Source organism: Microbacterium sp. K2 (assembly GCF_051365005.1).
Classification (GTDB): domain Bacteria; phylum Actinomycetota; class Actinomycetes; order Actinomycetales; family Microbacteriaceae; genus Microbacterium; species Microbacterium foliorum_B.
The window spans coordinates 1,365,375-1,385,952 of record NZ_JBLWII010000001.1; the positions used below are offsets into that span (position 1 = coordinate 1,365,375).

19 protein-coding genes are annotated in these 20,578 nt (G+C 68.3%); 12 read left to right on the forward strand and 7 right to left on the reverse strand.

Translation table 11 applies throughout. The features are described from left to right. Positions 1 to 120: 120 nt before the first annotated feature. Together ACLKOY_RS06755 and ACLKOY_RS06760 are read left to right on the forward strand one after the other, a co-directional pair. Positions 121 to 783, forward strand: coding sequence for a TetR/AcrR family transcriptional regulator (locus ACLKOY_RS06755; RefSeq protein ID WP_436452962.1), 663 nt, complete (start codon positions 121 to 123; stop codon positions 781 to 783). 79 nt (positions 784 to 862) lie between these two features. Continuing rightward, on the forward strand, positions 863 to 2,098 hold the full coding sequence (locus ACLKOY_RS06760) for an acyl-CoA dehydrogenase family protein (RefSeq protein WP_436452963.1): 1,236 nt from the start codon (positions 863 to 865) through the stop codon (positions 2,096 to 2,098). A 25-nt stretch (positions 2,099 to 2,123) separates the two neighbouring features. Here the strand turns inward: ACLKOY_RS06760 and ACLKOY_RS06765 are convergent, their stop codons facing one another. Continuing rightward, positions 2,124 to 3,008 carry a helix-turn-helix transcriptional regulator gene (locus ACLKOY_RS06765; protein WP_436452964.1) on the reverse strand — a complete coding sequence of 295 codons (885 nt, stop codon included), beginning with the start codon at positions 3,006 to 3,008 and terminating at the stop codon, positions 2,124 to 2,126. Positions 3,009 to 3,130: 122 nt separating this feature from the next. Between ACLKOY_RS06765 and ACLKOY_RS06770 the strand changes: the two genes are divergently transcribed. Beyond that, positions 3,131 to 4,075, forward strand: coding sequence for an SDR family oxidoreductase (locus ACLKOY_RS06770; protein WP_436452965.1), 945 nt, complete (start codon positions 3,131 to 3,133; stop codon positions 4,073 to 4,075). A 9-nt stretch (positions 4,076 to 4,084) separates the two neighbouring features. Here the strand turns inward: ACLKOY_RS06770 and ACLKOY_RS06775 are convergent, their stop codons facing one another. Then, positions 4,085 to 4,570: a hypothetical protein gene (locus tag ACLKOY_RS06775; RefSeq protein ID WP_042539260.1), complete on the reverse strand. Its 486-nt coding sequence runs from the start codon at positions 4,568 to 4,570 to the stop codon at positions 4,085 to 4,087. A 41-nt stretch (positions 4,571 to 4,611) separates the two neighbouring features. Here ACLKOY_RS06775 and ACLKOY_RS06780 point away from each other — a divergent pair, with 41 nt between their 5' ends. Then, positions 4,612 to 6,063, forward strand: coding sequence for a phytoene desaturase family protein (locus tag ACLKOY_RS06780; RefSeq protein ID WP_436452966.1), 1,452 nt, complete (start codon positions 4,612 to 4,614; stop codon positions 6,061 to 6,063). Positions 6,064 to 6,115: 52 nt separating this feature from the next. Beyond that, complete coding sequence (locus ACLKOY_RS06785; RefSeq protein ID WP_436452967.1) at positions 6,116 to 7,159, forward strand: ATP-dependent DNA ligase; 1,044 nt, start codon at positions 6,116 to 6,118, stop codon at positions 7,157 to 7,159. 3 nt (positions 7,160 to 7,162) lie between these two features. Here ACLKOY_RS06785 and ligD read toward each other — a convergent pair whose 3' ends face one another. From ligD to ACLKOY_RS06800, 3 genes are read right to left on the reverse strand one after another with little or no spacing between them, the layout of a single operon-like run. Next, positions 7,163 to 8,215 carry a non-homologous end-joining DNA ligase gene (gene ligD, locus ACLKOY_RS06790; RefSeq protein ID WP_436452968.1) on the reverse strand — a complete coding sequence of 351 codons (1,053 nt, stop codon included), beginning with the start codon at positions 8,213 to 8,215 and terminating at the stop codon, positions 7,163 to 7,165. Positions 8,216 to 8,255: 40 nt separating this feature from the next. Beyond that, positions 8,256 to 9,395 (reverse strand): SseB family protein, encoded by a 1,140-nt coding sequence (locus ACLKOY_RS06795; RefSeq protein ID WP_436452969.1) that lies wholly within the window; start codon positions 9,393 to 9,395, stop codon positions 8,256 to 8,258. Positions 9,396 to 9,421: 26 nt separating this feature from the next. Beyond that, positions 9,422 to 11,875: an ATP-dependent helicase gene (locus ACLKOY_RS06800; protein ID WP_436452970.1), complete on the reverse strand. Its 2,454-nt coding sequence runs from the start codon at positions 11,873 to 11,875 to the stop codon at positions 9,422 to 9,424. A gap of 158 nt (positions 11,876 to 12,033) precedes the next feature. Between ACLKOY_RS06800 and ACLKOY_RS06805 the strand changes: the two genes are divergently transcribed. From ACLKOY_RS06805 to ACLKOY_RS06825, 5 genes are read left to right on the forward strand one after another with little or no spacing between them, the layout of a single operon-like run. Beyond that, positions 12,034 to 12,342, forward strand: coding sequence for a hypothetical protein (locus ACLKOY_RS06805; RefSeq protein WP_436452971.1), 309 nt, complete (start codon positions 12,034 to 12,036; stop codon positions 12,340 to 12,342). A gap of 1 nt (position 12,343) precedes the next feature. Then, the gene (locus ACLKOY_RS06810) at positions 12,344 to 13,654 is read left to right on the forward strand and encodes a hypothetical protein (protein ID WP_436452972.1); all 1,311 of its coding nucleotides are present in this window, start codon (positions 12,344 to 12,346) and stop codon (positions 13,652 to 13,654) included. Beyond that, positions 13,644 to 14,213 (forward strand): hypothetical protein, encoded by a 570-nt coding sequence (locus tag ACLKOY_RS06815; RefSeq protein ID WP_436452973.1) that lies wholly within the window; start codon positions 13,644 to 13,646, stop codon positions 14,211 to 14,213. Before ACLKOY_RS06810 ends, ACLKOY_RS06815 begins: the two co-directional genes overlap by 11 nt. A gap of 11 nt (positions 14,214 to 14,224) precedes the next feature. Further along, positions 14,225 to 14,626, forward strand: coding sequence for a YbaB/EbfC family nucleoid-associated protein (locus tag ACLKOY_RS06820; RefSeq protein ID WP_436452974.1), 402 nt, complete (start codon positions 14,225 to 14,227; stop codon positions 14,624 to 14,626). Positions 14,627 to 14,632: 6 nt separating this feature from the next. Further along, on the forward strand, positions 14,633 to 14,923 hold the full coding sequence (locus ACLKOY_RS06825) for a WXG100 family type VII secretion target (protein ID WP_140036399.1): 291 nt from the start codon (positions 14,633 to 14,635) through the stop codon (positions 14,921 to 14,923). 86 nt (positions 14,924 to 15,009) lie between these two features. Here ACLKOY_RS06825 and ACLKOY_RS06830 read toward each other — a convergent pair whose 3' ends face one another. Further along, positions 15,010 to 17,853 carry a lamin tail domain-containing protein gene (locus ACLKOY_RS06830; protein ID WP_436452975.1) on the reverse strand — a complete coding sequence of 948 codons (2,844 nt, stop codon included), beginning with the start codon at positions 17,851 to 17,853 and terminating at the stop codon, positions 15,010 to 15,012. 167 nt (positions 17,854 to 18,020) lie between these two features. On the opposite strand from ACLKOY_RS06830, the gene ACLKOY_RS06835 reads away from it, so the two are divergent. Beyond that, on the forward strand, positions 18,021 to 18,416 hold the full coding sequence (locus tag ACLKOY_RS06835; RefSeq protein WP_363571762.1) for a YccF domain-containing protein: 396 nt from the start codon (positions 18,021 to 18,023) through the stop codon (positions 18,414 to 18,416). Positions 18,417 to 18,424: 8 nt separating this feature from the next. Here the strand turns inward: ACLKOY_RS06835 and ACLKOY_RS06840 are convergent, their stop codons facing one another. Beyond that, positions 18,425 to 19,411, reverse strand: coding sequence for a glycerophosphodiester phosphodiesterase family protein (locus tag ACLKOY_RS06840; protein ID WP_436452976.1), 987 nt, complete (start codon positions 19,409 to 19,411; stop codon positions 18,425 to 18,427). Between the two features lie 87 nt (positions 19,412 to 19,498). Between ACLKOY_RS06840 and ACLKOY_RS06845 the strand changes: the two genes are divergently transcribed. Continuing rightward, on the forward strand, positions 19,499 to 20,425 hold the full coding sequence (locus ACLKOY_RS06845) for a Bax inhibitor-1/YccA family protein (protein ID WP_436452977.1): 927 nt from the start codon (positions 19,499 to 19,501) through the stop codon (positions 20,423 to 20,425). The last annotated feature ends 153 nt before the right edge of the window (positions 20,426 to 20,578 follow it).

Below are 20,578 nucleotides of genomic sequence, written 5' to 3' on the forward strand. Positions count from 1 at the left end.
GGTCGAAGCGACCACCGCAGCTCCTGCTGCAGCACCGTCATCATGCATCCCCCGGACGCACACGCTCTCATCGCAGACACAGCGTCTGCACTGCTCGAAGCCGAGGTCTAGGCTCTTCCCATGCACGAATCCGCAGAACTGCGCACCGGCGTCGTGGCCGCTGCACTCGAGCTCTTCGCATCACAGGGCTTCGACCAGACCTCCGTCGAGCAGATCGCGAAGGCCGCAGGCGTCTCGCGTTCGACGTTCTTCCGGCAGTTCGGCGGCAAGGAGGATGTCGTCTTCGCAGACCACGAGGTTCTGCTCGAGCAGCTGCGGACGTTCCTCGCCGAGGGACATGAAGACCCGTGGGGCGCTGTGTGCGCGGCATCCGAATCGGTCTTCGCCCACTTCGCGCACGACCCGGAACTCGCGCGTCGCCGCTATCAGATCGTCCGCCAGGTGCCGGTGCTCCGCGAGCGCGAGATCATCACGGTGTTCCGCTACGAGCGCCTGTTCGACGACTACCTGCGCAGCTCCCTTCCGGGCATCGATCCTCTGAATGCCGTCGGATTCTCGGCCCTCGTCACCGCGGTGCACAACCATGTGCTTCGGCAGCTGCTGCGCGGCAAGAAGAAGGTGCCGCTCTCGACGCTGCAGACGGCGCTCGCCGACGTGCGCCGCCGTTACGGCGTGCCCTCCGAGGCGGCCGCCGAGGCGCCGGACGACGTCGTCGTCGCGGTGTTCCCCCGTTCGATGCCGATCGCCGAAGTCACCCGGCGCCTGCGCACGCAGCTCGACTGACCGAGTCTGACTCCATCCGAACGGAGTCGTGGAACCGAGTATCGAGGAGTACGATACTTGGTGTCACGAAGGAGTCACCATGAGCACCGCAGCCTCCCCCCTGCCCGGCGAGCGCGTCTCGTCGTACGACATCACCGGGCGACAGGACAGCGACTACTACGCCGTCTTCGCCGACATCCCCGACGCCGACCGCTCTGCTTGGGATCGCGCGAAGGCGTACATCGACGAGGTCGGACCGCAGATGGCGGATGCCTGGGACCGCGCCGAGTACCCGCTTGACACCGCCCGCCGCATGGGCGAGATGGACCTGGTCGTCGACGGCATCGAGCATCCGTCGCTCACTCACCTCTCCCCTCTCGCGGCGGGGCTCGTGAACATGGAGATCTCCCGCGGCGATGGGTCACTCGGCACCGTCCTCGCCGTGCAGGGCGGGCTCGCACTGCGCACTCTCGCGCTCTTCGGTTCACCCGAGCAGCAGGAGAAGTGGCTGACGGCGCTCGCCGACAGCTCAGTCTTCGGCTCCTTCGCCCTCACCGAGCCCGACCACGGATCGGACTCCGTCTCGCTCGAGACCGTCGCACGCCGCGATGGCGACGAATGGGTCATCCGCGGAACGAAGAAGTGGATCGGCAACGGCGCCTCGGGCGGCATCACGTTCGTGTGGGCCCGTGTCGATGACGAGACCGCGGCCGAGCACGGCGCCGTGCGGTGCTTCCTCGTCGAACAGGACACCCCCGGATACACCGGGACGCCGATCCGCGGCAAGGCATCGCTGCGAGCCATCCACCAGGCGCACATCGTGCTCGACGATGTGCGGGTGCCGCTGGACTCCGTGCTGCCGGGGACGAAGAGCTTCAAGGATGCCTCGATCGTGCTCTACGCGACCCGCTCGGGCGTCGCCTGGTCGGCCCTCGGTCACGCGACCGCCTGCTATGAGGCCGCGCTCGCCTACTCGACGCAGCGCATCCAGTTCGGCAAGCCGCTGGCGAAGTTCCAGATGGTGCAGGAGCGACTCACGCACATGCTCGAGGACCTCACCGCGATGCAGCTCTACTGCCGCCGCCTGGCCGACCTCGAGACCGCAGGCGAGCTCCGCCCCACGCAGGCGTCACTGGCCAAGTTCCACAACACGCGCGCAGCACGGCGCGTGGCATCCATCGCCCGCGACCTGCTCGGCGGCAACGGCATCCTGCTCGAGAACGGCGTGATGCAGCACATGGCCGACATCGAGGCGATCCACACCTACGAGGGCACCGAGAGCGTGCAGGCCCTGCTGCTCGGGCGCGACATCACCGGGATGAGCGCCTTCGCCTGACCAGGCGGTCGGCGCCTGTCGGGGGTCAGCCGTCGGTCTTGCCGCCTGAGGTGGTCGGCGCGGGATCGCCGACGAATCTCTGACCACCGATCACCGAGAGAAGCCGCAGCTTCTCGTGGCTCTCGCTGCCCGGCGCCGCGGTGTAGACGAGCAGGGAGTGCGACTGCTCCGGGTCGATGAGCGTCTGACACGTGAGCTCGAGACGCCCGAGCTCGGGATGCATGAAGCGCTTGGTCGCGCCGGGGCGAAGACCCACCTCGTGCTTCTTCCAGATGCGTCGGAACTCCTCGCTCCGGTCCGTCAGGAGCTCGACATAACGCGCCGCTCGAGACCCAGGGCCGCGACGAGCGGCGATCTCACGCAGCCCCGACACCCACAGCCGGGAGAGGAACGGATGGTCCTCCGGGTCGTAGATCAGCCGGGCGGAGGGGTCCGTGAACCATCGATATCCGATGCTGCGCGAAGGGCCACGGAGACCGACGAGATCCCCCACCAGCGCACTGCCCAACGGGCTCTGACGCAGAGTCTCGCCGAGTTCGGTGACCACCTCGGCGGGAGTGTCATGCAGTCGATCGAAGATCCGCAGCATTCCCGGACTCACATGGTCGCTCTCGGCACCCCGCGCCGGTGGCGTGTGACCGGCGAGGGCGAAGAGATGGTCTCGCTCTGCCAGTGAGAGGTGCAGTCCCTGGGCGATCGCCGCCACCATCTGGTCGGAGGGCTGGGGCCCGCGTTCCTGTTCGAGCCGCGCGTAGTAGTCGGTCGACATGTGGCACAGCGACGCCGCTTCCTCCCTTCGCAGGCCGTCGGTGCGTCGCCGCTCTCCGCGGGCGAGCCCGACATCCTCGGGTTGCAGCGCCTCGCGCCTCGTTCTCAAGAACTCCGCGAGCCCCCGTCGGTCCACCGCCATGCGCTTCTCCCGCCGTCGTCTCTGTTCTACCAGCCGACTCCCGTGCGATCCACGGATCGACGATCCCTGGTTCGCGCGGCAGACACGGGAGAGCATCGGAGCCGACAGGAAGAAGAGAGAACATGCCACGCAAGAACGCAGAACAGACCATCCCGCCGTTGCACGGTGCGCGCGCAGTGATCACCGGGGCAAGCGACGGAATCGGGATGGGCATCGCCACCCGTCTCGCCGCCGCGGGCGCGGAGGTCGTCATGCCCGTCCGCAATCGGACCAAAGGCGAGGCGGCGATCGCTCGCATCCGTGAGACCGCTCCGCACGCACGCATCTCGCTGCCGGATCTCGATCTCTCGTCGCTCGACTCGGTCGCCGCACTCACCGCGACGCTGCAAGACGAGGGAGAGCCGATCAGCATCCTCATCAACAACGCCGGAGTGATGACGCCGCCCGACCGCAGAACCACGGCGGACGACTTCGAGCTGCAGTTCGGCGCCAACCATCTGGGGCATTTCGCACTCGTCGGACGCCTGCTCCCCCTGCTCATGGCCGGCGAGGCCAGGGTCGTGTCGCAGATCAGCATCGCGGCCGACAGCGGAGGCATCAACTGGGACGATCTGCAGTGGGAGCGCTCGTACAACGGGATGCGCGCGTACAGCCAGTCCAAGATCGCGTTCGGGATGTTCGCGCTCGAGCTCCAGCGACGCAGCGAGGCCGAGGGATGGGGCATCGCCAGCATGCTCTCGCATCCGGGGGTCGCACCGACGAACCTGCTGGCCGCGCAGCCGGATCTCGGCCGCGCGACGCAGACGTCAGGGCGCCGCATCATCGACGCGCTCTCGCGCCGAGGCCTGATCGTCGGCACGGCCGAGTCCGCGGGACTTCCTGCGGTCTACGCGGCGACCTCAGCGGATGCCGTCGGCGGAGGGTTCTACGGGCCGTCGGGGATCGGTCACCTCGGCGGCCCGCCCGCACCTCAGAAGCTCTATTCGCGTCTGCGGGACGATGAGTCGGCCCGGAGGATCTGGGACGTGTCGCAGAAGCTCACCGGCGTGCCCTTCGAGGCACCGTGATCGCGGGCGTCAGTCGCAGCCGCAACCGCCGGCCGGCGTCTTCACCATGAAGCAGACGTCGCACACGCCGTAGTCGCGCTCGCTCGTCTTCGTCGCACGCTCGGACTTCGGCGCCGCCGCGACTCGAGGAGTCGTGCTGCGCTTCGCCTTGACCGGAGCGATGGGACGGAACTCGCTCGGGTGCGTCACGAAGAAGTACGGAGCACGGCCTTCGCTCGGCCGCAGACGCAGGGGCGTGGAGCCGACGACGACGACCTCGTCTTCGGCGAAGCCGTTGGTGTAGGTCTTGCCGATGTGCAGCGAGGCGCCCTCGCCGCGGCGGATCGCCTCGATGTAGCGGCCTCGGTCGATGTAGGACGAGATGCCGACGGCATCCGTGATCGCCGCGATGAACTCGTGGTTCTCTTCGGCGATGCGGTGCGCTCGGAGCGCCTCCGCGAGGGTTCGGTACGGACGGGAGTTGCCTGTGGGGGTCGGGCCCTGAACTTCATTCATTTCCTCAAGGATCTCACGCCCGGGCATGGAAGACTGGCCGAATGGCACGAGCGACGATCATCGGCTCCGGACCGAACGGCCTGGCGGCGGCCGTGACCCTCGCCCGAGCGGGCTACGAGGTACGCGTCCTCGAGGCGGCGGACACCATCGGCGGCGGAGTCCGCACCGCCGAATCGACCCTCTCCGGCTTCCGCCATGATGTCTGCGCCGCGGTGCATCCGGCCGCACTCTCGTCGCCGTTCTTCCAGGCGTTCGGCCTCGCCGAGCGGGTCGACTGGATTCTGCCCGCGATCTCCTACGCGCACCCCCTCGACGAAGGGAGAGCCGGCATCGCCTGGCGCGACATCGAGCGCACCGCAGCGGGGCTCGGCGCCGACGAGCGCGCCTGGCTGTCGCTTCTGCGCCCGCTCAGCACCCATGTCGAGGGTGTCGTCGACTTCACCGGAAATCAGATGCTCCGGATTCCTCGCGAGCCGATCACAGCGCTGCGGTTCGCGCTGCGGATGCTCGATCAGGGCACACCTCTGGCCCGCCGTACCTTCCGCACCGAGGAGGCAGCGGGCCTGATCGCGGGCGTCCTGGCGCACGCGAACACTCCCCTCCCCTCCCTCGCCGGCGCCGCCGCGGGGCTGCTGCTGGCCGCCCAGGCGCACGCCGGAGGGTGGATGTACCCGCGCGGCGGTGCGCAGAACATCGCCGACAGCATGGTCGCCGACATCGAGGCCCATGGCGGATCCGTCGAATCGGGCCGCCACATCACCGACCTGGCATCGCTCGACTGGGGCGACCCCGCCCGCGGTGATCTGCTGATGCTGAACACCTCGCCCCGGCTCACTCTCTCCCACCCCGACATCCCCGCGTCGTACGCGCGGGCGATCCGCGGCTATCGCTACGGGCCGGCTGCCGCGAAGGTCGACTTCGCTCTCGATGGCCCCATCCCGTGGACCAACGCCGAGGTCGGGCAGTCGCCCACCGTGCACATCGGCGGATCGGCGGCCGAGATCTGGGAGAGCGAGAACGCCGTCGCCCGCGGCCGCATCAGCGATCGCCCCTACGTGCTGTCCGTGCAGCCATCGGTCTTCGATCCGAGCCGAGCTCCCGAGGGCAAGGCGGTGCTGTGGGCGTACATCCATGTGCCGCAGGGCTCCGACCTCGACGCCACCGAGCTCATCACCCGTCAGGTCGAACGGTTCGCGCCCGGATTCCGCGACCTCATCCTCGCCCACCACTCCGTGCCCGCGTCGTCGCGCGAGGCGATCAACCCGTCGGAGATCGGCGGCGACATCCTGGGCGGCGCCTTCACCATTCCGCAGGCGCTTCGCAGACCCGTGCTCGGCACCGCGCCCTGGCGCACGCCGATGCACGGCGTGTATCTCGCTTCGGCGTCGACCCCGCCGGGGCCCGGAGTCAACGGCATGGCCGGATGGCACGCCGCCCGGACGGCGCTGAAGGATGCGGGCACCCGCGTCTCGCTCGACGACCTGTTCGGCTGACAGCCCCGAAGTCGCCCTTCTGCCGCGGCGCCGCCGCCGCCAGGATGGACCCATGCGCTACGAGATCCCCTCCCCGATGCTGGCGAAGGCGGCAGCATCCGTCCCTGACCCCGCGAAGTCCACCGGCGGGCTGCTGTTCGAGCCCAAGTGGGACGGATTCCGTGGGCTGATCGCCTGGGATGGCGACAGCGTCGAGATCGGCTCCCGCGGGGCGAAGCCGCTGACCAGGTACTTTCCCGAGCTCGTCGAAGCGATCCCCCGGCTGCTGCCCGGCCCGTGCCTGCTCGACGGGGAGATCGTCGTCGCCACGGGGCCGGCGGGGGCGCAGCGGCTCGACTGGGAGGCGCTGAGCCAGCGCATCCACCCCGCATCCTCACGAGTCACCAGGCTGGCGGCAGAGACACCGGCGATGTTCATCGCGTTCGACCTGCTGGCCGTCGCCGACGAAGACCTGTTGAGCACTCCGTTCGCCGAGCGGCGCGAGCGCCTCGAGACGCTGATGGCCGAGGTCGAGCATCCCCTGCACATCACGCGCACCACCCGCGATCGTGACGCGGCAGTGCGCTGGCTCGCCGAGTTCGAGGGCGCGGGCCTCGACGGGGTGGTCGCCAAGCCGCTCGATCAGCCGTACGCGCCGGGCAAGCGCACCCTCGTCAAGATCAAGCACGCCCGCACGGCCGACGTGGTCGCACTCGGATACCGCGTGCACAAATCGGGATCGGGGGTCGGGTCGCTGCTCGTCGGCCTCTACGATGCCGATGGCACGCTGCGGCAGGTCGGCGGCGTCGCGGCATGGAGCGATGTGCGTCGGAGAGAACTCGTCGAGGAGCTCGCCCCGCTGGTGGAGCGCGACGATGCCGGCGCTGCGGTCACGGGAGAGGGAGAGCGCTCGCGCTTCAGCGGATCGAAGGACGTGTCGTTCGTGCGTCTGCGACCCGAGATCGTGCTCGAGGTCCGCTACGACCAGCTCGAGGGCTCGCGGTTCCGGCACACTGTGCAGTTCGAGCGCTGGCGGCCCGACCGGGATGCCCGCTCGTGCACCTACGACCAGCTCGACACGGTGGCCGGATACGACCTGGCCGCCGTCATCGGCTGAGGCTCACGCGTCGATCGGGTCGCCGTTCGCGTCCCAGTTGCCCTCGACCTTCTTGCTCGGCTGCACACGCGGCGGCTCGCCCGGCATCTTCGGGAACTCGGGCGGGAACGACAGCTCACCCAGACCCGCCTCGAGGTCACGCTGCCACCACTCCAACAGTGTGTCGATGCGACCGGGCTCGTCTTGCTTGCCCGCCCAGGGATCGCCGATCTCATCGAGTCGTTTCGGAATGCTGCGCACCGTGAACCCGGCGGGGTCGAGGTCGTCGAGTTCGTCCCAGTGCACCGGAGTCGAGACAGTGGCGCCGGGGAGAGCTCGAGGGCTGTAGGCACCGGCCATCGTGCGGTCGCGGTTGGCCTGGTTGAAGTCGATGAAGACCCGCTCCCCTCGTTCCTCCTTCCACCAGCTCATCGTGACGTGCTCGGGCATCCGTCGCTCCAGCTCTCGGCCGGCCGCGATCACGGCGTGCCGCACGTCGAGGAACTCGTGAGTGGGCTCGATCGGGGCGAACACGTGCAGCCCGCGGTTGCCACTGGTCTTCACGAACGCGTCGAGACCGACCTCGCCGAGCACCTCTCGCAGCGCGTGTGCGGCGGGAATGGCATCGGCGAACCCGGTTCCCGGTTGTGGATCGAGGTCGATGCGCAGCTCGACCGGGTTGTCGGGGTCGGAGGCGAGCGACGCCCACGGGTGGAACACGATCGTGTTCATCTGCGCCGCCCAGACGATCGCGCTGGGTCGGTTGAGCACGATCTGCGGATGCCGTCGCCCGCTGTTGTAGGTCACCGTGACGGCGTCGACATAGTCGGGCGTGCCCTTGGGCGGGTTCTTCGAGAAGAAACCGTCGCTGCCGAGCCCGTCACGGAAGCGCTCGAGCGAGACGGGACGGTTGCCGTTCGCCTCGAGGAACGGAGCGCTGACGAGCTGGAAGTACTCCGCGAGCTCGGCCTTCGTGATGCCGTCCTTCGGCCACACCACCCTGTTCGGGCTGGAGAGCACGACCTCGCGCTCCCCATCAGGATCGATGACGGTCAGGGGCACGCGTTCTGAGGCCATGCTCCGACCCTAGGGGGCGGGTGCGGCGCGCGGAAGCCCGTCAGTCGTCGATGTCGATCGCCAGGATCAGCACAGAGGTGAGCGCATCGCGCTCGACCACGATGCTCGGTCCGGCCGGGTCGATGATGACACCGGCCATGTCGATGTGGCTCGACAGGATCTTCGCCAGCTGCAGGGGCTCGAACGGCAGCGGTCGGTCGCCGCGACCGAGCGCGAGAACCTCGAGCGGGTGTGAGAACAGCTGCAGGAACCGCTTGCCGTCAGGAGTCTGCGCCTCGGCGATGCCGACCTGTCCGCCGGGGTTGCCCTCGTTGACGGCGACCCACATGCGCTTCGTCGCAAGCGCCTCACCGACCTTCGATGCGGTGTCCTGCTCGCGCGGGGCGGCGATGAGCGACTTGACGGTCATGTCGACATCCGCCTGCTCGAGGGCCTTCTGCAGCAGTTCGGTCGGGAACACCACTCGGTGCGGAGCGGAGGCGTTATCGACGATGAGGCCGGCGAAATCACCGGAGACCACCTGCTGCAGAACCGAGGTGACGGGTTGGGCGACGGCCGAGGTCGCCGTCGGGTCCTTCTCGAGCTGCACGGAGTCGCGCACAGCGGCCGCCGAGCTGAACGCCAGCATGAACTGACGCTCGCCATCGCGCACCACCGCGACAGCGAGGGGCTTGCCCTCACTGATCTGCGCACGAGCATCGCCGTTCACCCGGATGTACATGTGGCCCTGCAGCGCCTGGCGGAGAACACCGAGAAGCTGCTCGTTGGTCGCGCCCCGCTCGACCTCTTTGAGCGATTCGCGCAGCAGGACGTTGTCCTTCATGCCCGCGACGGTCTCGGTCTGCTCGGGCGGCAGCGCAGGTGCCAGGGGCAGCTTGCGCTCGGGCTCGACCACGGGCGCAGGTGCCGCGGCCGGTGCTGCGGGAGCCTGTGCGGCGGTCGGTGCGGATGCCGCGGGAGCCGCGTCTGGGTCGGGCAGCTCGACCTCGGGTCCGGCCTGCGCGCCCACACCGCGGAACGCCTGCACGGAGATCCCGATCGTGGGAGTGACCTCGGCGGCTTCGGAGGCTGCCTCTGCCTCCGGAGCGTCGACGGCAGACTCCTCGGTCTCGATCTCAGTCTCGGTCTGGTCGGCGACGGCGTCGTCAGCGGACTTCTTGCGGCGGGAGAACAGGGCCATATCAGCCAGCCTAACCCGCCACCGGGCTAGATCTTCTCGATCGGCGCGACCTTGATCAACAGCTTCTTCTGGCCGGCGGAATCGAAACGCACGTGCGCGATGCGCTTGGCCCCCTCGCCCGTCACCGCATCGACTCTTCCCTCGCCGAAATCCGAGTGGCGGATGCGATCACCGGCGGCGAGCTCGAGGTCGCCGTTGTCGCGCATCTTCGCCGTCACCCGGTTGGGGAACTTGTCCATCGCTGTCGACAGGGGCTTGAGCGAGTCACGCCCTGGCAGCTGCTTCACGCCGAATCGGTCGCCCGAACCGGAGCCGCCGAATCCGCCGCCTCGGCGCGCGTTGAGCGCACGGGACTGCATGCCACCGCGAGAGTTGACGTCGCCCGGCGACTGGCGCCAGTCGATGAGCCCAGCGGGGATCTCCTGCAGGAAACGGCTGGGCATGGCGACCGAGACCTCTCCGAACTGGGCCCTGGTCATCGCGAGCGACAGGTGCAGACGCTTGCGTGCGCGGGTGATGCCGACGTAGAAGAGCCGACGTTCCTCCTGCGGGCCGCCCGGCTCTCCGGCCGAGATGCGGTGCGGGATGAGATCCTCTTCGACGCCGGTCACGAACACCGCGTCGTACTCGAGTCCCTTCGCGGTGTGCATCGTCATCAGGGACACCGAACCCGACTCGTCGTCGAGATCGTCTGCGTCCGAGACGAGGGCGACCTCCGTGAGGAAATCGACGATCGTCCCATCGGGATTGTTGCGTGCGAAGTCGCGGGCGACGGCGACGAACTCGTCGAGGTTCTCGACGCGCGCCTCGTCCTGAGGGTCACGGCTCGCGCGCAGCGCATCGAGGTAACCGCTCTTCGACAGCAGCACGCTGAGCCCGTCTGCGACGGTGGTGGGTGCGGGCACCTCGCCGGAGGCGGGGAGCATGATCTCGGTCGCTTCGGCCAGCACGGCGTCGAGCTGTGCGATGCCGGCCTGGATCTTCGGGCCGAACCCCAGCTGATCGGGCACGGACAGCGCCTGGCGGAACGTGATGTCGTGCTCTTCGGCGAAGCGGGCGATCGCCGTCTCGGTGACATCGCCGATGCCGCGGCGGGGCTTGTTGAGGATGCGTCGCACCGCCATCTCGTCGGCGGGGTTGGCGACGGCGACCAGATACGCGAGAGCGTCTTTGATCTCGGCACGCTCGTAGAACTTCGTGCCGCCCATGATCTTGTAGGGCACGGCCGAGCGGATGAAGATCTCTTCCAGTGCGCGCGACTGCGAGTTGGTGCGATAGAAGACAGCCATCTCGGAGTACGGCATCCCGGCGCGGTGCAGCGCCTCGACCTCGTCGGCCACGAACTGCGCCTCATCGTGCTGCGAATACCCGGTGAAGCCGACGATCATGTCGCCGTCGCCCTTGTCGCTCCAGAGCTTCTTGTCTTTGCGGTCGAAGTTGTTGCCGATCACGGCGTTCGCCGCGGAGAGGATGTTCTGGGTCGACCGGTAGTTCTGCTCGAGCAGCACGACGCGCGCGCCGGGGAAGTCGCGCTCGAACTCGCTGATGTTGCGGATGTCGGCGCCGCGGAACGCGTAGATCGACTGGTCGGAGTCACCCACCACGGTGAGCGAGGCGCCCTCGAGCTCGGGAGTGGTCTCGGGCTCGAAGATCATCATGCCGTTGGAGGCATACGGGTCTGGGCTCTCGCCGGTCACCGGCCGCGTGAGCTCGTGGATGAGCGCGTACTGGGCGTGGTTCGTGTCCTGATACTCGTCGACGAGGACGTGACGGAAGCGACGGCGGTAGGTGTCGGCGACCTGCGGGAACGCACGGAACAGGTGCACCGTCTGCCCGATCAGATCATCGAAGTCGAACGCGTTCGCCTTCTGCAGCTGACGCTGGTAATCGGCGAACAGCTCGACGAAGATCCGCTCGGCAGGGTCGCTCATGTTCGCCTGACGCGCGTACGCGTCGGCGTCCGACAGCTCGTTCTTGAGCTTCGAGATGCGCGACTGCACGGCACCGGGGGTGAGCCCGTAGGCGTCGGCCTCGTGCTGCTTGACCAGACGCTTGATCAGCGCGCGCGAGTCGCCCGAGTCGTAGATCGTGAACGACTTGGTGAACCCGAACTGCTGGGCCTCGCGCCGGAGGATCCGCACACAGGCGGAGTGGAACGTCGAGATCCACATGCCCCGAGCGGCCTCGCCGACGATCGCCTCGACGCGCTCGCGCATCTCACCGGCTGCCTTGTTGGTGAAGGTGATCGCGAGGATCTGGCTGGGCCAGGCCTCTCGCGCCCTCAGCAGCGAGGCGATGCGGCGGGTGAGCACGCTGGTCTTGCCGGAACCTGCGCCAGCCACGATCAGCAGCGCGGGGCCGCGATAGGTCACCGCCTCGAGCTGCTGCGGGTTGAGGCCGGCGAGGAGGTCGTCCTGCCCCTGCGCTCCGGTGGAGCGGGGGCCGACGGATCCGGGGACGATGAGGGGGGCTTCGGTCATGGCTCTACGAGTCTAGGCCGCGCCACCGACACTGCCGGCGGGAAGGATCCACCCGCCGCGGTGGGAGCTTGGCATCCGCATGACGCCGACATATCGTGGACTCCGTCTGCTCGCCGATCCGGCGGTCCGGCACGCACTTCACGGGGGAGCTCGAACAGATGGCGCAGATCGAAGTCAGCAGCGAGGCCTACGACGCCGTGCGCGCTGCCCTGACAGAGGCGGCGTCGCAACTCGCGGCGTCGCGGAACAGCATCTCCTCCGCGGTGCCTGGCATGGCATTCGGCCCGATCGGAGCGTTCATCCCGCCTGTGCTGAACTCGATCGGCAGTGTCGTCGAAGGTGCCGCGGGCTTCGTCGGCACCGTCTCGCAGCGCACCGCCGACGGCGTGCAGAAGGCCGTCGAGGGGTTCCGCACCGTCGACGACACCGGCCGCGCCGACCTCGATCGCATCGCGTCGGAGGGTTGAGGTGAGCACCGCCGTACTCCCCGAGGCCGACGCGGCCGCCGCCTCTCTGGCCTCCGGCAGCTGGAGCAGTCAGCTTCCGGCCGGCGGCGGTGCCGGCCACGACTGCGGCGGCGGGCTCAGCGGCTTCGCGTCCGAGATCATGCAGTTCGTCCGCCCGCTGGAGCAGCTGCTCGAGCAGGTCACCGGCGACCCTGCCGGCCTCTACCAGGCGTCCCACGCATGGGAGACGTACGCGGGTGACGTGCAATCGACCTCCGCGCTCTATCAGCAGGCTCTCACCCAGATCAGCGGTCATGTGCAGGGCATCACGGCTCTCGTCGTCGAGGGTTCGCTGCGCGTGCTCACTGCGGCGACGCACTCGATCGCCGACTGGTCGAAGGTCATGAGCCAGGCCCTCCAGCTGTGCGTGCGCGCGGTGGAGATCATGCGCTCGCTCGTGTGCGCCGGCTTCGAGCTGCTGTCGACTGTCGGCGGCAGCATCAAGGACTTCCTGTTCGGCAGCTGGCCCTGGGAGCTCGACAAGAAGGCGCAGGTGATTCAGGAGTTCGCCGACAACTGCGCGCAGGTCGTCTCCGAGGTCACGTCGAACATCGACCGCGCTCTGCAGGCTTTGCGCGAGATGCTGCGTCTCGCCACGGATCTCTACCGCGCGATCATCCCCTTCCACCAGCGACTGGAAGACCTGCTCGGCGAGCTGCTCGCGCAGTTCCCCCCTGGCACGCTCCTCGGCCCGCTGGGCGGCCTGCCCGGTGCGATCCCGCCGGGAAGCCTGGGCGACACGTACAACCCCGGCCCGACTCCGTATCCCGGCTCTGATCACGAGATCCGCGGCGACTATGACCTCGGCTACTCGCACCAGTTCGATCTCGGCACCACCGACATGACCACCGAGCAGCTGAACCAGATGCTCCAGCAGGAGTTCGGCCATGTGTTCCTCCCCTCTCGCGAGGGCGACAACTCGCAGCTCAACATGCAGCTCACCGGCGAGGGGCAGACGATCAAGACGTCGCTGTTCGGGATGGGCATCCCCGGGGTCACCGCAGGTGACATCGTCGTGCAGCAGGTCACGGACGACGGCTTCGTGATCGCCGCCCAGCCCGGGCATCCGGAGTATCCGGGCGAGGTCGCGTTCCGACTGCGCAACGTCGACGGCCACGGCGTCTTCGAGGTCACCGGTGCGTACGACGAGACGATCCTGACGGGAATGGGATTCCCCGGCAACACCAATCCGGCCTACGCCGGCATCTCGGATGTCAGCATCTGGGCCGACATGCAGTACCGACTCGAGGACATGATGAGATATGGCCGCTAAGCGCTGGTTCGCCCTCTCCGCGGTCGCCATGAGCGTGCTCGCGCTCACCGGTTGCGCGTTCGGCGGCAGCGGCGGTGCGCAGAACGACGTGCCTCACGATGCCGTATCGGGCGGTCAGACCCTGGCCGAGATGCGCGAATCTCTCGAGTCGATCCCCGGCATCGTCGTCTCCGACATCGCCGGCGGCGACAAGCCGAACGTGAAGGGCAACACCGGGTACGCGGTCGGACTCGAAGTCGAGCCGGGCTTCGCGATCGCCGACGGGGCCGCGCTGGTCGACTTCGTCGTGGCATCGGTCTGGTCCGTGCGCGAGGGCTATATGCCGAACGCGCGCATCGACGTCAGGGTGCGCACATCGTCGAGCGGGGGCTTCGACGTGGCCGCCGCCGCCGCGCAGGCAGGCTGGGCGCGCGACTCCACGTCGTCACCGAGCCCGTACAGCACGGCCGCCATCGACCTCATGGAAGACAAGGATCAGGGCGCGCAGAACCGCGAGCGGCTCGGATCGTGGCCCGGAGACGTGCCCGAGGTTCCGACCGGCGTGACAGTGCAGGAATGAAAGAGGACCACATGGACGACAGCACGTTCGGCATCGATGAGGGATTCGCCGCCGCCCGCAAGCAGCTCGATGACATCAATCGGCAGGCGCAGCAGAACCAGGCGCGCGCGCAGGCCCTCGCGGCCGACGTCGACACGCTCGTCGAGTCGGCCCGCAGCCCTCGCGGAGAGGTCACCGTGCGTTCGAAGGTCGGCGGCAAGCTCGCCGGGCTCGAGTTCGGTCCCGCGGCCGAAGCGCTCACGCTGCCCGCCCTCGCGCAGGTGACGCTCGAGACCATCGCGATGGCCCAGCACAAGGCGATGTCGGCACTGGCCGAGCGAAGTGCCGAGCTGTTCGGCGAGGACTCCGACATCGCGACGAGCCTGAAGTCCGATGCGCGACGCGGCTACCCGTCGCCCGGGCTGGAGAGCTGACCGGCCATGGATCTCAAGGTCGATCCGGATCTCCTCGCCGAGGCCGCCGCGAGCACAGCGGCGTCGGCCGCGTCGATCGTCGAGACCCTCGACTCCCTGTCGGGTTCGGCGCGAGACCTGCAGAGCCGCTGGGACGGCGAGGCGCAGAATGCGTTCACTCGGCGCTCGTCCGCGCTCGACGCGCAGTGGCGACTGCACGCCGGCACCCTGCGTCTCGCGGCCGAACGTGCCGCGCGTCTCGCCGACGAGTACCGCCAGGCGGACTCAGACGGCGCGCGTGCCGTGTTGGGGCTCTGAACGCTCGCATAGGCGACAGCGCACGAGAAGACGGGCTGGTGCACGAGTCATCGTGCACCAGCCCGTCGTCGTGACGATGCGTCGTATCAGGCCGAGTGACGACGTCGGCGGGCGATCAGCGCGCCGACGATGACGAGCATCAGAGCCAGGGCGATCATCGCGACGGGAACCTCGGCCCCGGTCGCGGCGAGCCCGCTCGAGCCGGGGACCCCGTTTTCGCCACCCGGGTTCGCACCCGGGTTCCCGCCCGGGTTCTCTCCTGGGGTCCCGCCCGGGATCTCTCCGGGGTTCTCTCCAGGGTTCTCTGCGCTCACGCCGGGGAGGGTGCCGACGCGCAGCGCCTCCGATGCGAAGCCGTCGGCGAACCACCAGACCGGGCGCTCACCGTCGACCGACAGCGACGCCGGAGCCGTCGCGAATCCCTCGTTGTTGATGTCCGGCATTCCGGCGGGGCGGGCGAAGTGAGCGAGGCCCGGCTGAGCCGTTCCGTTCAGGGTGATCTGCGCCGACTGGCCCTGGCAGCCGTCATCGCAGACCGCCCACAGCACGTCGAGCACGCTGTCGTAGTCGAGAGCCATGACCCCGGTCAGGCCCGGTGCGATCTCCGAGACCAGGGTCGCCTGGCCGTCGGCGTCGAGCGCGAAGGCGTACACGTGACCGTTGTCCTCGACAGCCACGAAGAAGAGACCGCCGCCGTGACCGGCATAGTCGGCGGCGTCGTATGCCGTGCCGCTGTTGAGGTCGAACAGCGCGCCCTCGAGCGCGCTGTCAGGCACCCACTGCACCGCTTCCATGCCGAGGTTGGCTCCCACGTCCGGCAGCAGCGCGGTCAGATCCCACTCCTGCTCGGCGACGAGATCACCGGCGGACGCCTCGGGGTCGACCTTCAGGATGGTGTTCCGGTTCACGCCCTTGGCGCTGTTGTCGCGCTCGGAGGCGACGTAGACCGCCCCGTCGCCGTCGACGGTGATGCCCTCGGTGTCGGGGCCGGCGGCACCCGGGTCCGCGGCATCCTTCTGGAACCGCACGCGCTTGCCTGATTCCCAGCCGGGGATCTGCGAGAAGGAGCCGTCGGCGTGGGCCTCGAGCTTCCAGATGCGCCCATCGCCGTTGTCGACAGCCCAGAGGAACGATCCGTCGGCGGTCTCCTGCACGTCGAGCCCCGAGCTGTCCTCGAGGAAGGTCGGAGCGGTGTCGAGCACCCGGACCTCGGCGGAGCCGGGCCACGGCGCGACCTCGATCTCTCCGGCGCAGATGTTGGCCGCGCCCTTGGTGCTCTCCGCGGTGATGGCGAATGCTCCGGTCACGTCGGGGCACCGCCCCCAGGTGGTGGCGGCGTGCCCTTCGCCCCACGTGGTCGAATCGACGAGCAGACCGTCGTCGAACAGGCGCACGGTGTCACCGCCGCCCAGACCGAAGCCGAGGTCGGCGCCCTCGATGACGAGAGATCCGCCCGCATCGATCGTGGTACCGGACGGGATCGCGTACGAGTGCGTGTCGTCATCGTCTTTCACGATGATGCCGGAGACGTCGAGGACGGATGCCGTCGGGTTGACGAGCTCGACCCAGTCGCCCGGCGAGCCGCCGTCGGACTCGACCTCGTTGATCCGCACCGCGTTGCCGCACGCGTTGGACTGCCCCTTGGTCGAGACCGCGATGTCGACGAAGTCCCCGCTGCCGTCTGCGCAGCGGGCGAGGACGCCGGCCGCATGCGCGTCGTAGACGTGCTCATCGACGAAGTTGAGGTTCGCGTCGCGCACCGTGACCGTGTCGCCGTTGCCCAGGCCGAAGACGAAGTCCGTCGGCTGATCGAAGACGAAATATGCACCCGGTTCGAGGACGGTTCCCGCAGGCAGCGGAGTCGTCTCAGCGGCGTGGCCGACCGGATCGCCGTCCATGAGCGTCCAGCCGGAGAGGTCGACCGCCGTGCTGCCGGAGTTCACCACCTCGACCCAGTCTGTCGCGTCGCCGTTGGACTCGATCTCGTTGATGACCACGTCGGGCATCACGCACGAGTTCGCGGCGCCCATGGTCGGGTGGGCCAGCACGAAGGCGCCCTCGCCGTCAGGGCAGCGTGCGAGAGTCGCGGCGGCGGAGTCGCCATCGATCTCGGCGTGGCCCTCCCACGGCAGAGTGTCGTCGATCTGCGTGCCACCGGCGTCGAACAACCGGATGCGGTCGGCGCTGCCGATCCCGATCGGATCGCGGAATGCGGTCTCGGCGCCGTCGACGAGGCCGATCGTGCCCTCCTCGACCACGAGGAATCCGCCGGCGGCGATCTGTGTCCCAGGCAGGAACTGCCAGCGGTGATCGTCGGAGTTGTCGCGGATCTCGTAGCCCGAGATGTCGAGTGCCGCGTCTCCGGAGTTGTAGAACTCGACCCAGTCCGCCGGCTGCGAATCGACCTCGTTGATGATGATCGAACCGCCGAGAGGGGTGTCCGACGTGAACACGTTGGCCGTGCCCTTCGTGGACTCGGTGGTCTCCGCCCACTCGACCGTGCCTGCGACCTCGCGGGCACCCCACGTCACAGCGGCGTGAGCCGTCCAGGCGGTCTCGTCGACGAGGATCGCGCTCGGGTCGAACAGACGAACCTGGTCGTCCTTTCCGAGACCGAAGGTGAAGCCGTCGACGCCGGCGCCGGCCTCATCGAGCACGAGGTGGGCGCCGGGCTCGACGAGCGATCCTTCTGGGAACACATACGACTCGTCATCGCCGTTGTCCCTGACGACGAAGCCGCTCAGATCGACGACGGCGTCGGAGGTGTTGACGAACTCGATCCAGTCTCCGGGAACGCCCCCGCTGGATTCGACTTCGTTGATCCGGATGCCGAGTTCGGCTCCGGTGGCGGCGAGGGGCACGGCGAGCAGAGCGGCTGCGCTGAGCGCGCAGACCGTCGTGACCGCAGCCGCGGATTTCAGGCGGGACATGGGGCTCCTGGGGGAATCAGACGGGTATGACTCCACATCAGCGATGCCGCATGGCCGCCCGACGACCCGCAGGTGCACGGCTGGTGAACGACCGGTGGCGGTTCACCATCGACCCGAGACGCGGCCGGGAGAGGGCGGATGCTCAGGCTGCGGTGCGAGAATCAGGCGTGCGCACGATCCTCAACATCATCTGGCTGATCTTCGCCGGCCTCGGTCTCTTCCTCGGCTACATGCTGGCGGGCATCCTGCTGTGCATCCCGATCGTGACGATCCCCTGGGCCATCGCCTCGTTCCGCATCGCCCGCTACGCGATCTGGCCGTTCGGACGCGAGATCGTCAGCAAGCCGACCTCCGGAGTGGGCTCGTTCCTCGGCAACGTGCTCTGGGTGATCCTCGCGGGCTGGTGGCTGGCGATCGGCCACATCGTCTCGGGCCTCCTGCTCTGCGTCACGATCATCGGCATCCCGATGGGCATCGCCGACTTCAAGATGGTGCCCGTCTCGCTGATGCCGCTCGGCAAGGAGATCGTGTCGCGCAAGGGCGCGTTCGACCGCACTCTCTGAGCGAGGCCTCAGCCGCGGAAGAAGCTGACGCCGAGATCGGGGTGGTCGACGAACACCCCGTCGACGCCGGTGCGGGCGATCGCTCCCCACTCCGCCTCGTAGTCGCCGTAGGCGCTCTTGCCACCCGCGCCGCGGAACTCCGCCGAGAGGAACGCATTCTCGGGTCGGCACGTCCACGTGAAGACCGTGAGTCCCCGGGCATGCGCGTCGGCGACGATCGAGTTGCCCGGCGTCAGCAGCATCCGCTTGTTCACGCTGATGCCGTCGACCTGACCTACCAGTGCGTCGAGGCCCTGAGGGGTGACCGTGGCCTTGTAGGTCAGCGCCTGCTTGCCCTGCGCGACCAGAAGGTCGTAGGGGCGTCCCGAGGCCTCGATCAGGTAGATGTAGGAGGCGGCGATCCCCCGCGCCTTGAGCTCGCCGAGGATCGTCGACTCGAAGCACTCGATGATGAGCGGAAGCTCGCCGTCGGCCCACCCGGCGGCACGAAGGTCGCGCTCGATCAGTGGCGCGAGATCGAGACCGATGCTCGCGAAGTAGGTGGCGTGCTTGACCTCGAGCACGACGCCGATCTCGCGCCCGTGTTCGATCGACCCGTCGCGCACGATGTCGAGCACGTCGGTGAGCCGCAGGATGGCCTGCGAGCCGTCGAAGCTCGCGCTCGACAGCCGCACCTCTGGTAGCCGTTCCCGGCTGCGCAGCGTCGCGAGCTCGTCCCAGGTGAAGTCCTCGGTGAACCAGCCGGTCAGCGCCTGGCCATCGACGCGCTTGGTCGTCTTGCGGTCGGCGAACTCGGGATGCTGCGCGACGTCGGTGGTGCCCGAGATCTCGTTCTCGTGCCGCACGATGAGCACGCCGTCCTTCGTGGCGACGACGTCGGGTTCGACCGCATCCACCCCCATCGCGAGGGCGAGCTCGTACGACGAGCGGCTGTGTTCGGGACGGTAGCCGGGCGCACCGCGATGCCCGATCACGAGAGGCGATTTCCTGGGCACGCTCTCAGCGTAGGACACCCTGATGACCCCGCATTCCGGGTATCGTGGAGGAAAGCGACCTACAACCCACTTTGGAGTGAGGCCCACATGAGCAACTTCGCCTTCAACAACCCGGCGTTCCAGCAGCAGGACCCGCGTAACGTCGCGACCTACCCGGGTGCGCCGCAGGGCGCTCAGGGTGCGCAGGCCGCGTCGTTCCAGCACGGCACGATGGACGCCGCCGCGAACGCGCAGCTGGAGGGCATGTACGCCGCTCCCCCGGCCGGCGCGATCGAGACCGACCGCATGTCCGTCGAGGACACCGTCTGGAAGACCGCCGGACTCTTCGCCATCCTGCTCGTCACCGCAGCCGTCGGCTGGTTCGTGACGCTCGGCGGGGTCGCGGCCCCCGAGCAGAACCCGTATGACCAGTTCCAGCCGAACATGCTGCCCTGGATCGTCGGCGCACTCGGTGGCTTCGTGCTCGCCATGGTGATCTCCTTCACCTCGCGCAAGAAGGTCCGTCCCGCGCTGATCTTCGCGTACGCGGCTTTCGAGGGACTCTTCATCGGTGGCATCTCGGCGTTCTTCGAGGTCATCTGGCCCGGCATCGTGATCCAGGCGACGCTCGCCACCGTCTCGGTCGTCGGCGTGACGCTGGCGCTCTTCGCGAGCGGCAAGATCCGCGCCTCGAAGAAGGCCACCAAGATCTTCATGGTCGCCATGGTCGGCTACCTCGTCTTCTCGCTCCTCAACCTCGTGCTGATGTGGACCGGCGTCCTGCCCCAGGATCAGGCCTTCGGCCTCTACAGCGCTGAAATCATGGGCATCCCGCTCGGACTGATCATCGGCGTCCTGGTCGTCATCATGGCCGCGTACTCGCTGGTGCTCGACTTCGACCAGATCCAGCAGGGCGTGCGCAACGGCGCTCCCCGCAAGTACGGCTGGCTCGGCGCCTTCGGCATCATGGTCACGGTCGTCTGGCTCTACGTCGAGATCCTGCGCATGATCGCGATCATCCGCGGCAACAACTGACGCGAGTCGCTTCGCTGAGGCCCGTCTCCCTTCGGGGAGGCGGGCCTCATCGCATACCTGGTGGCCTCAGCGCAAGGGGTTGGCTGATAATCAGCTGAGAGGGCACCATGGATCACACGAGCCCTGGCACCCCGGGGCTCACGAAACAAAGGA

Coding starts and splice junctions, on each gene's coding strand:
- ACLKOY_RS06770 (WP_436452965.1), top strand. CDS start 3,131: ATGCCACGCAAGAACGCAGAACAGACCATCCCGCCGTTGCACGGTGCG.
- ACLKOY_RS06805 (WP_436452971.1), top strand. CDS start 12,034: ATGGCGCAGATCGAAGTCAGCAGCGAGGCCTACGACGCCGTGCGCGCT.
- ACLKOY_RS06795 (WP_436452969.1), bottom strand. CDS start 9,395: ATGGCCCTGTTCTCCCGCCGCAAGAAGTCCGCTGACGACGCCGTCGCC.
- ACLKOY_RS06775 (WP_042539260.1), bottom strand. CDS start 4,570: ATGAATGAAGTTCAGGGCCCGACCCCCACAGGCAACTCCCGTCCGTAC.
- ACLKOY_RS06820 (WP_436452974.1), top strand. CDS start 14,225: ATGGACGACAGCACGTTCGGCATCGATGAGGGATTCGCCGCCGCCCGC.
- ACLKOY_RS06815 (WP_436452973.1), top strand. CDS start 13,644: ATGGCCGCTAAGCGCTGGTTCGCCCTCTCCGCGGTCGCCATGAGCGTG.
- ACLKOY_RS06845 (WP_436452977.1), top strand. CDS start 19,499: ATGAGCAACTTCGCCTTCAACAACCCGGCGTTCCAGCAGCAGGACCCG.
- ACLKOY_RS06800 (WP_436452970.1), bottom strand. CDS start 11,875: ATGACCGAAGCCCCCCTCATCGTCCCCGGATCCGTCGGCCCCCGCTCC.
- ACLKOY_RS06760 (WP_436452963.1), top strand. CDS start 863: ATGAGCACCGCAGCCTCCCCCCTGCCCGGCGAGCGCGTCTCGTCGTAC.
- ACLKOY_RS06785 (WP_436452967.1), top strand. CDS start 6,116: ATGCGCTACGAGATCCCCTCCCCGATGCTGGCGAAGGCGGCAGCATCC.
- ACLKOY_RS06755 (WP_436452962.1), top strand. CDS start 121: ATGCACGAATCCGCAGAACTGCGCACCGGCGTCGTGGCCGCTGCACTC.
- ACLKOY_RS06765 (WP_436452964.1), bottom strand. CDS start 3,008: ATGGCGGTGGACCGACGGGGGCTCGCGGAGTTCTTGAGAACGAGGCGC.
- ligD (WP_436452968.1), bottom strand. CDS start 8,215: ATGGCCTCAGAACGCGTGCCCCTGACCGTCATCGATCCTGATGGGGAG.
- ACLKOY_RS06830 (WP_436452975.1), bottom strand. CDS start 17,853: ATGTCCCGCCTGAAATCCGCGGCTGCGGTCACGACGGTCTGCGCGCTC.
- ACLKOY_RS06825 (WP_140036399.1), top strand. CDS start 14,633: ATGGATCTCAAGGTCGATCCGGATCTCCTCGCCGAGGCCGCCGCGAGC.
- ACLKOY_RS06780 (WP_436452966.1), top strand. CDS start 4,612: ATGGCACGAGCGACGATCATCGGCTCCGGACCGAACGGCCTGGCGGCG.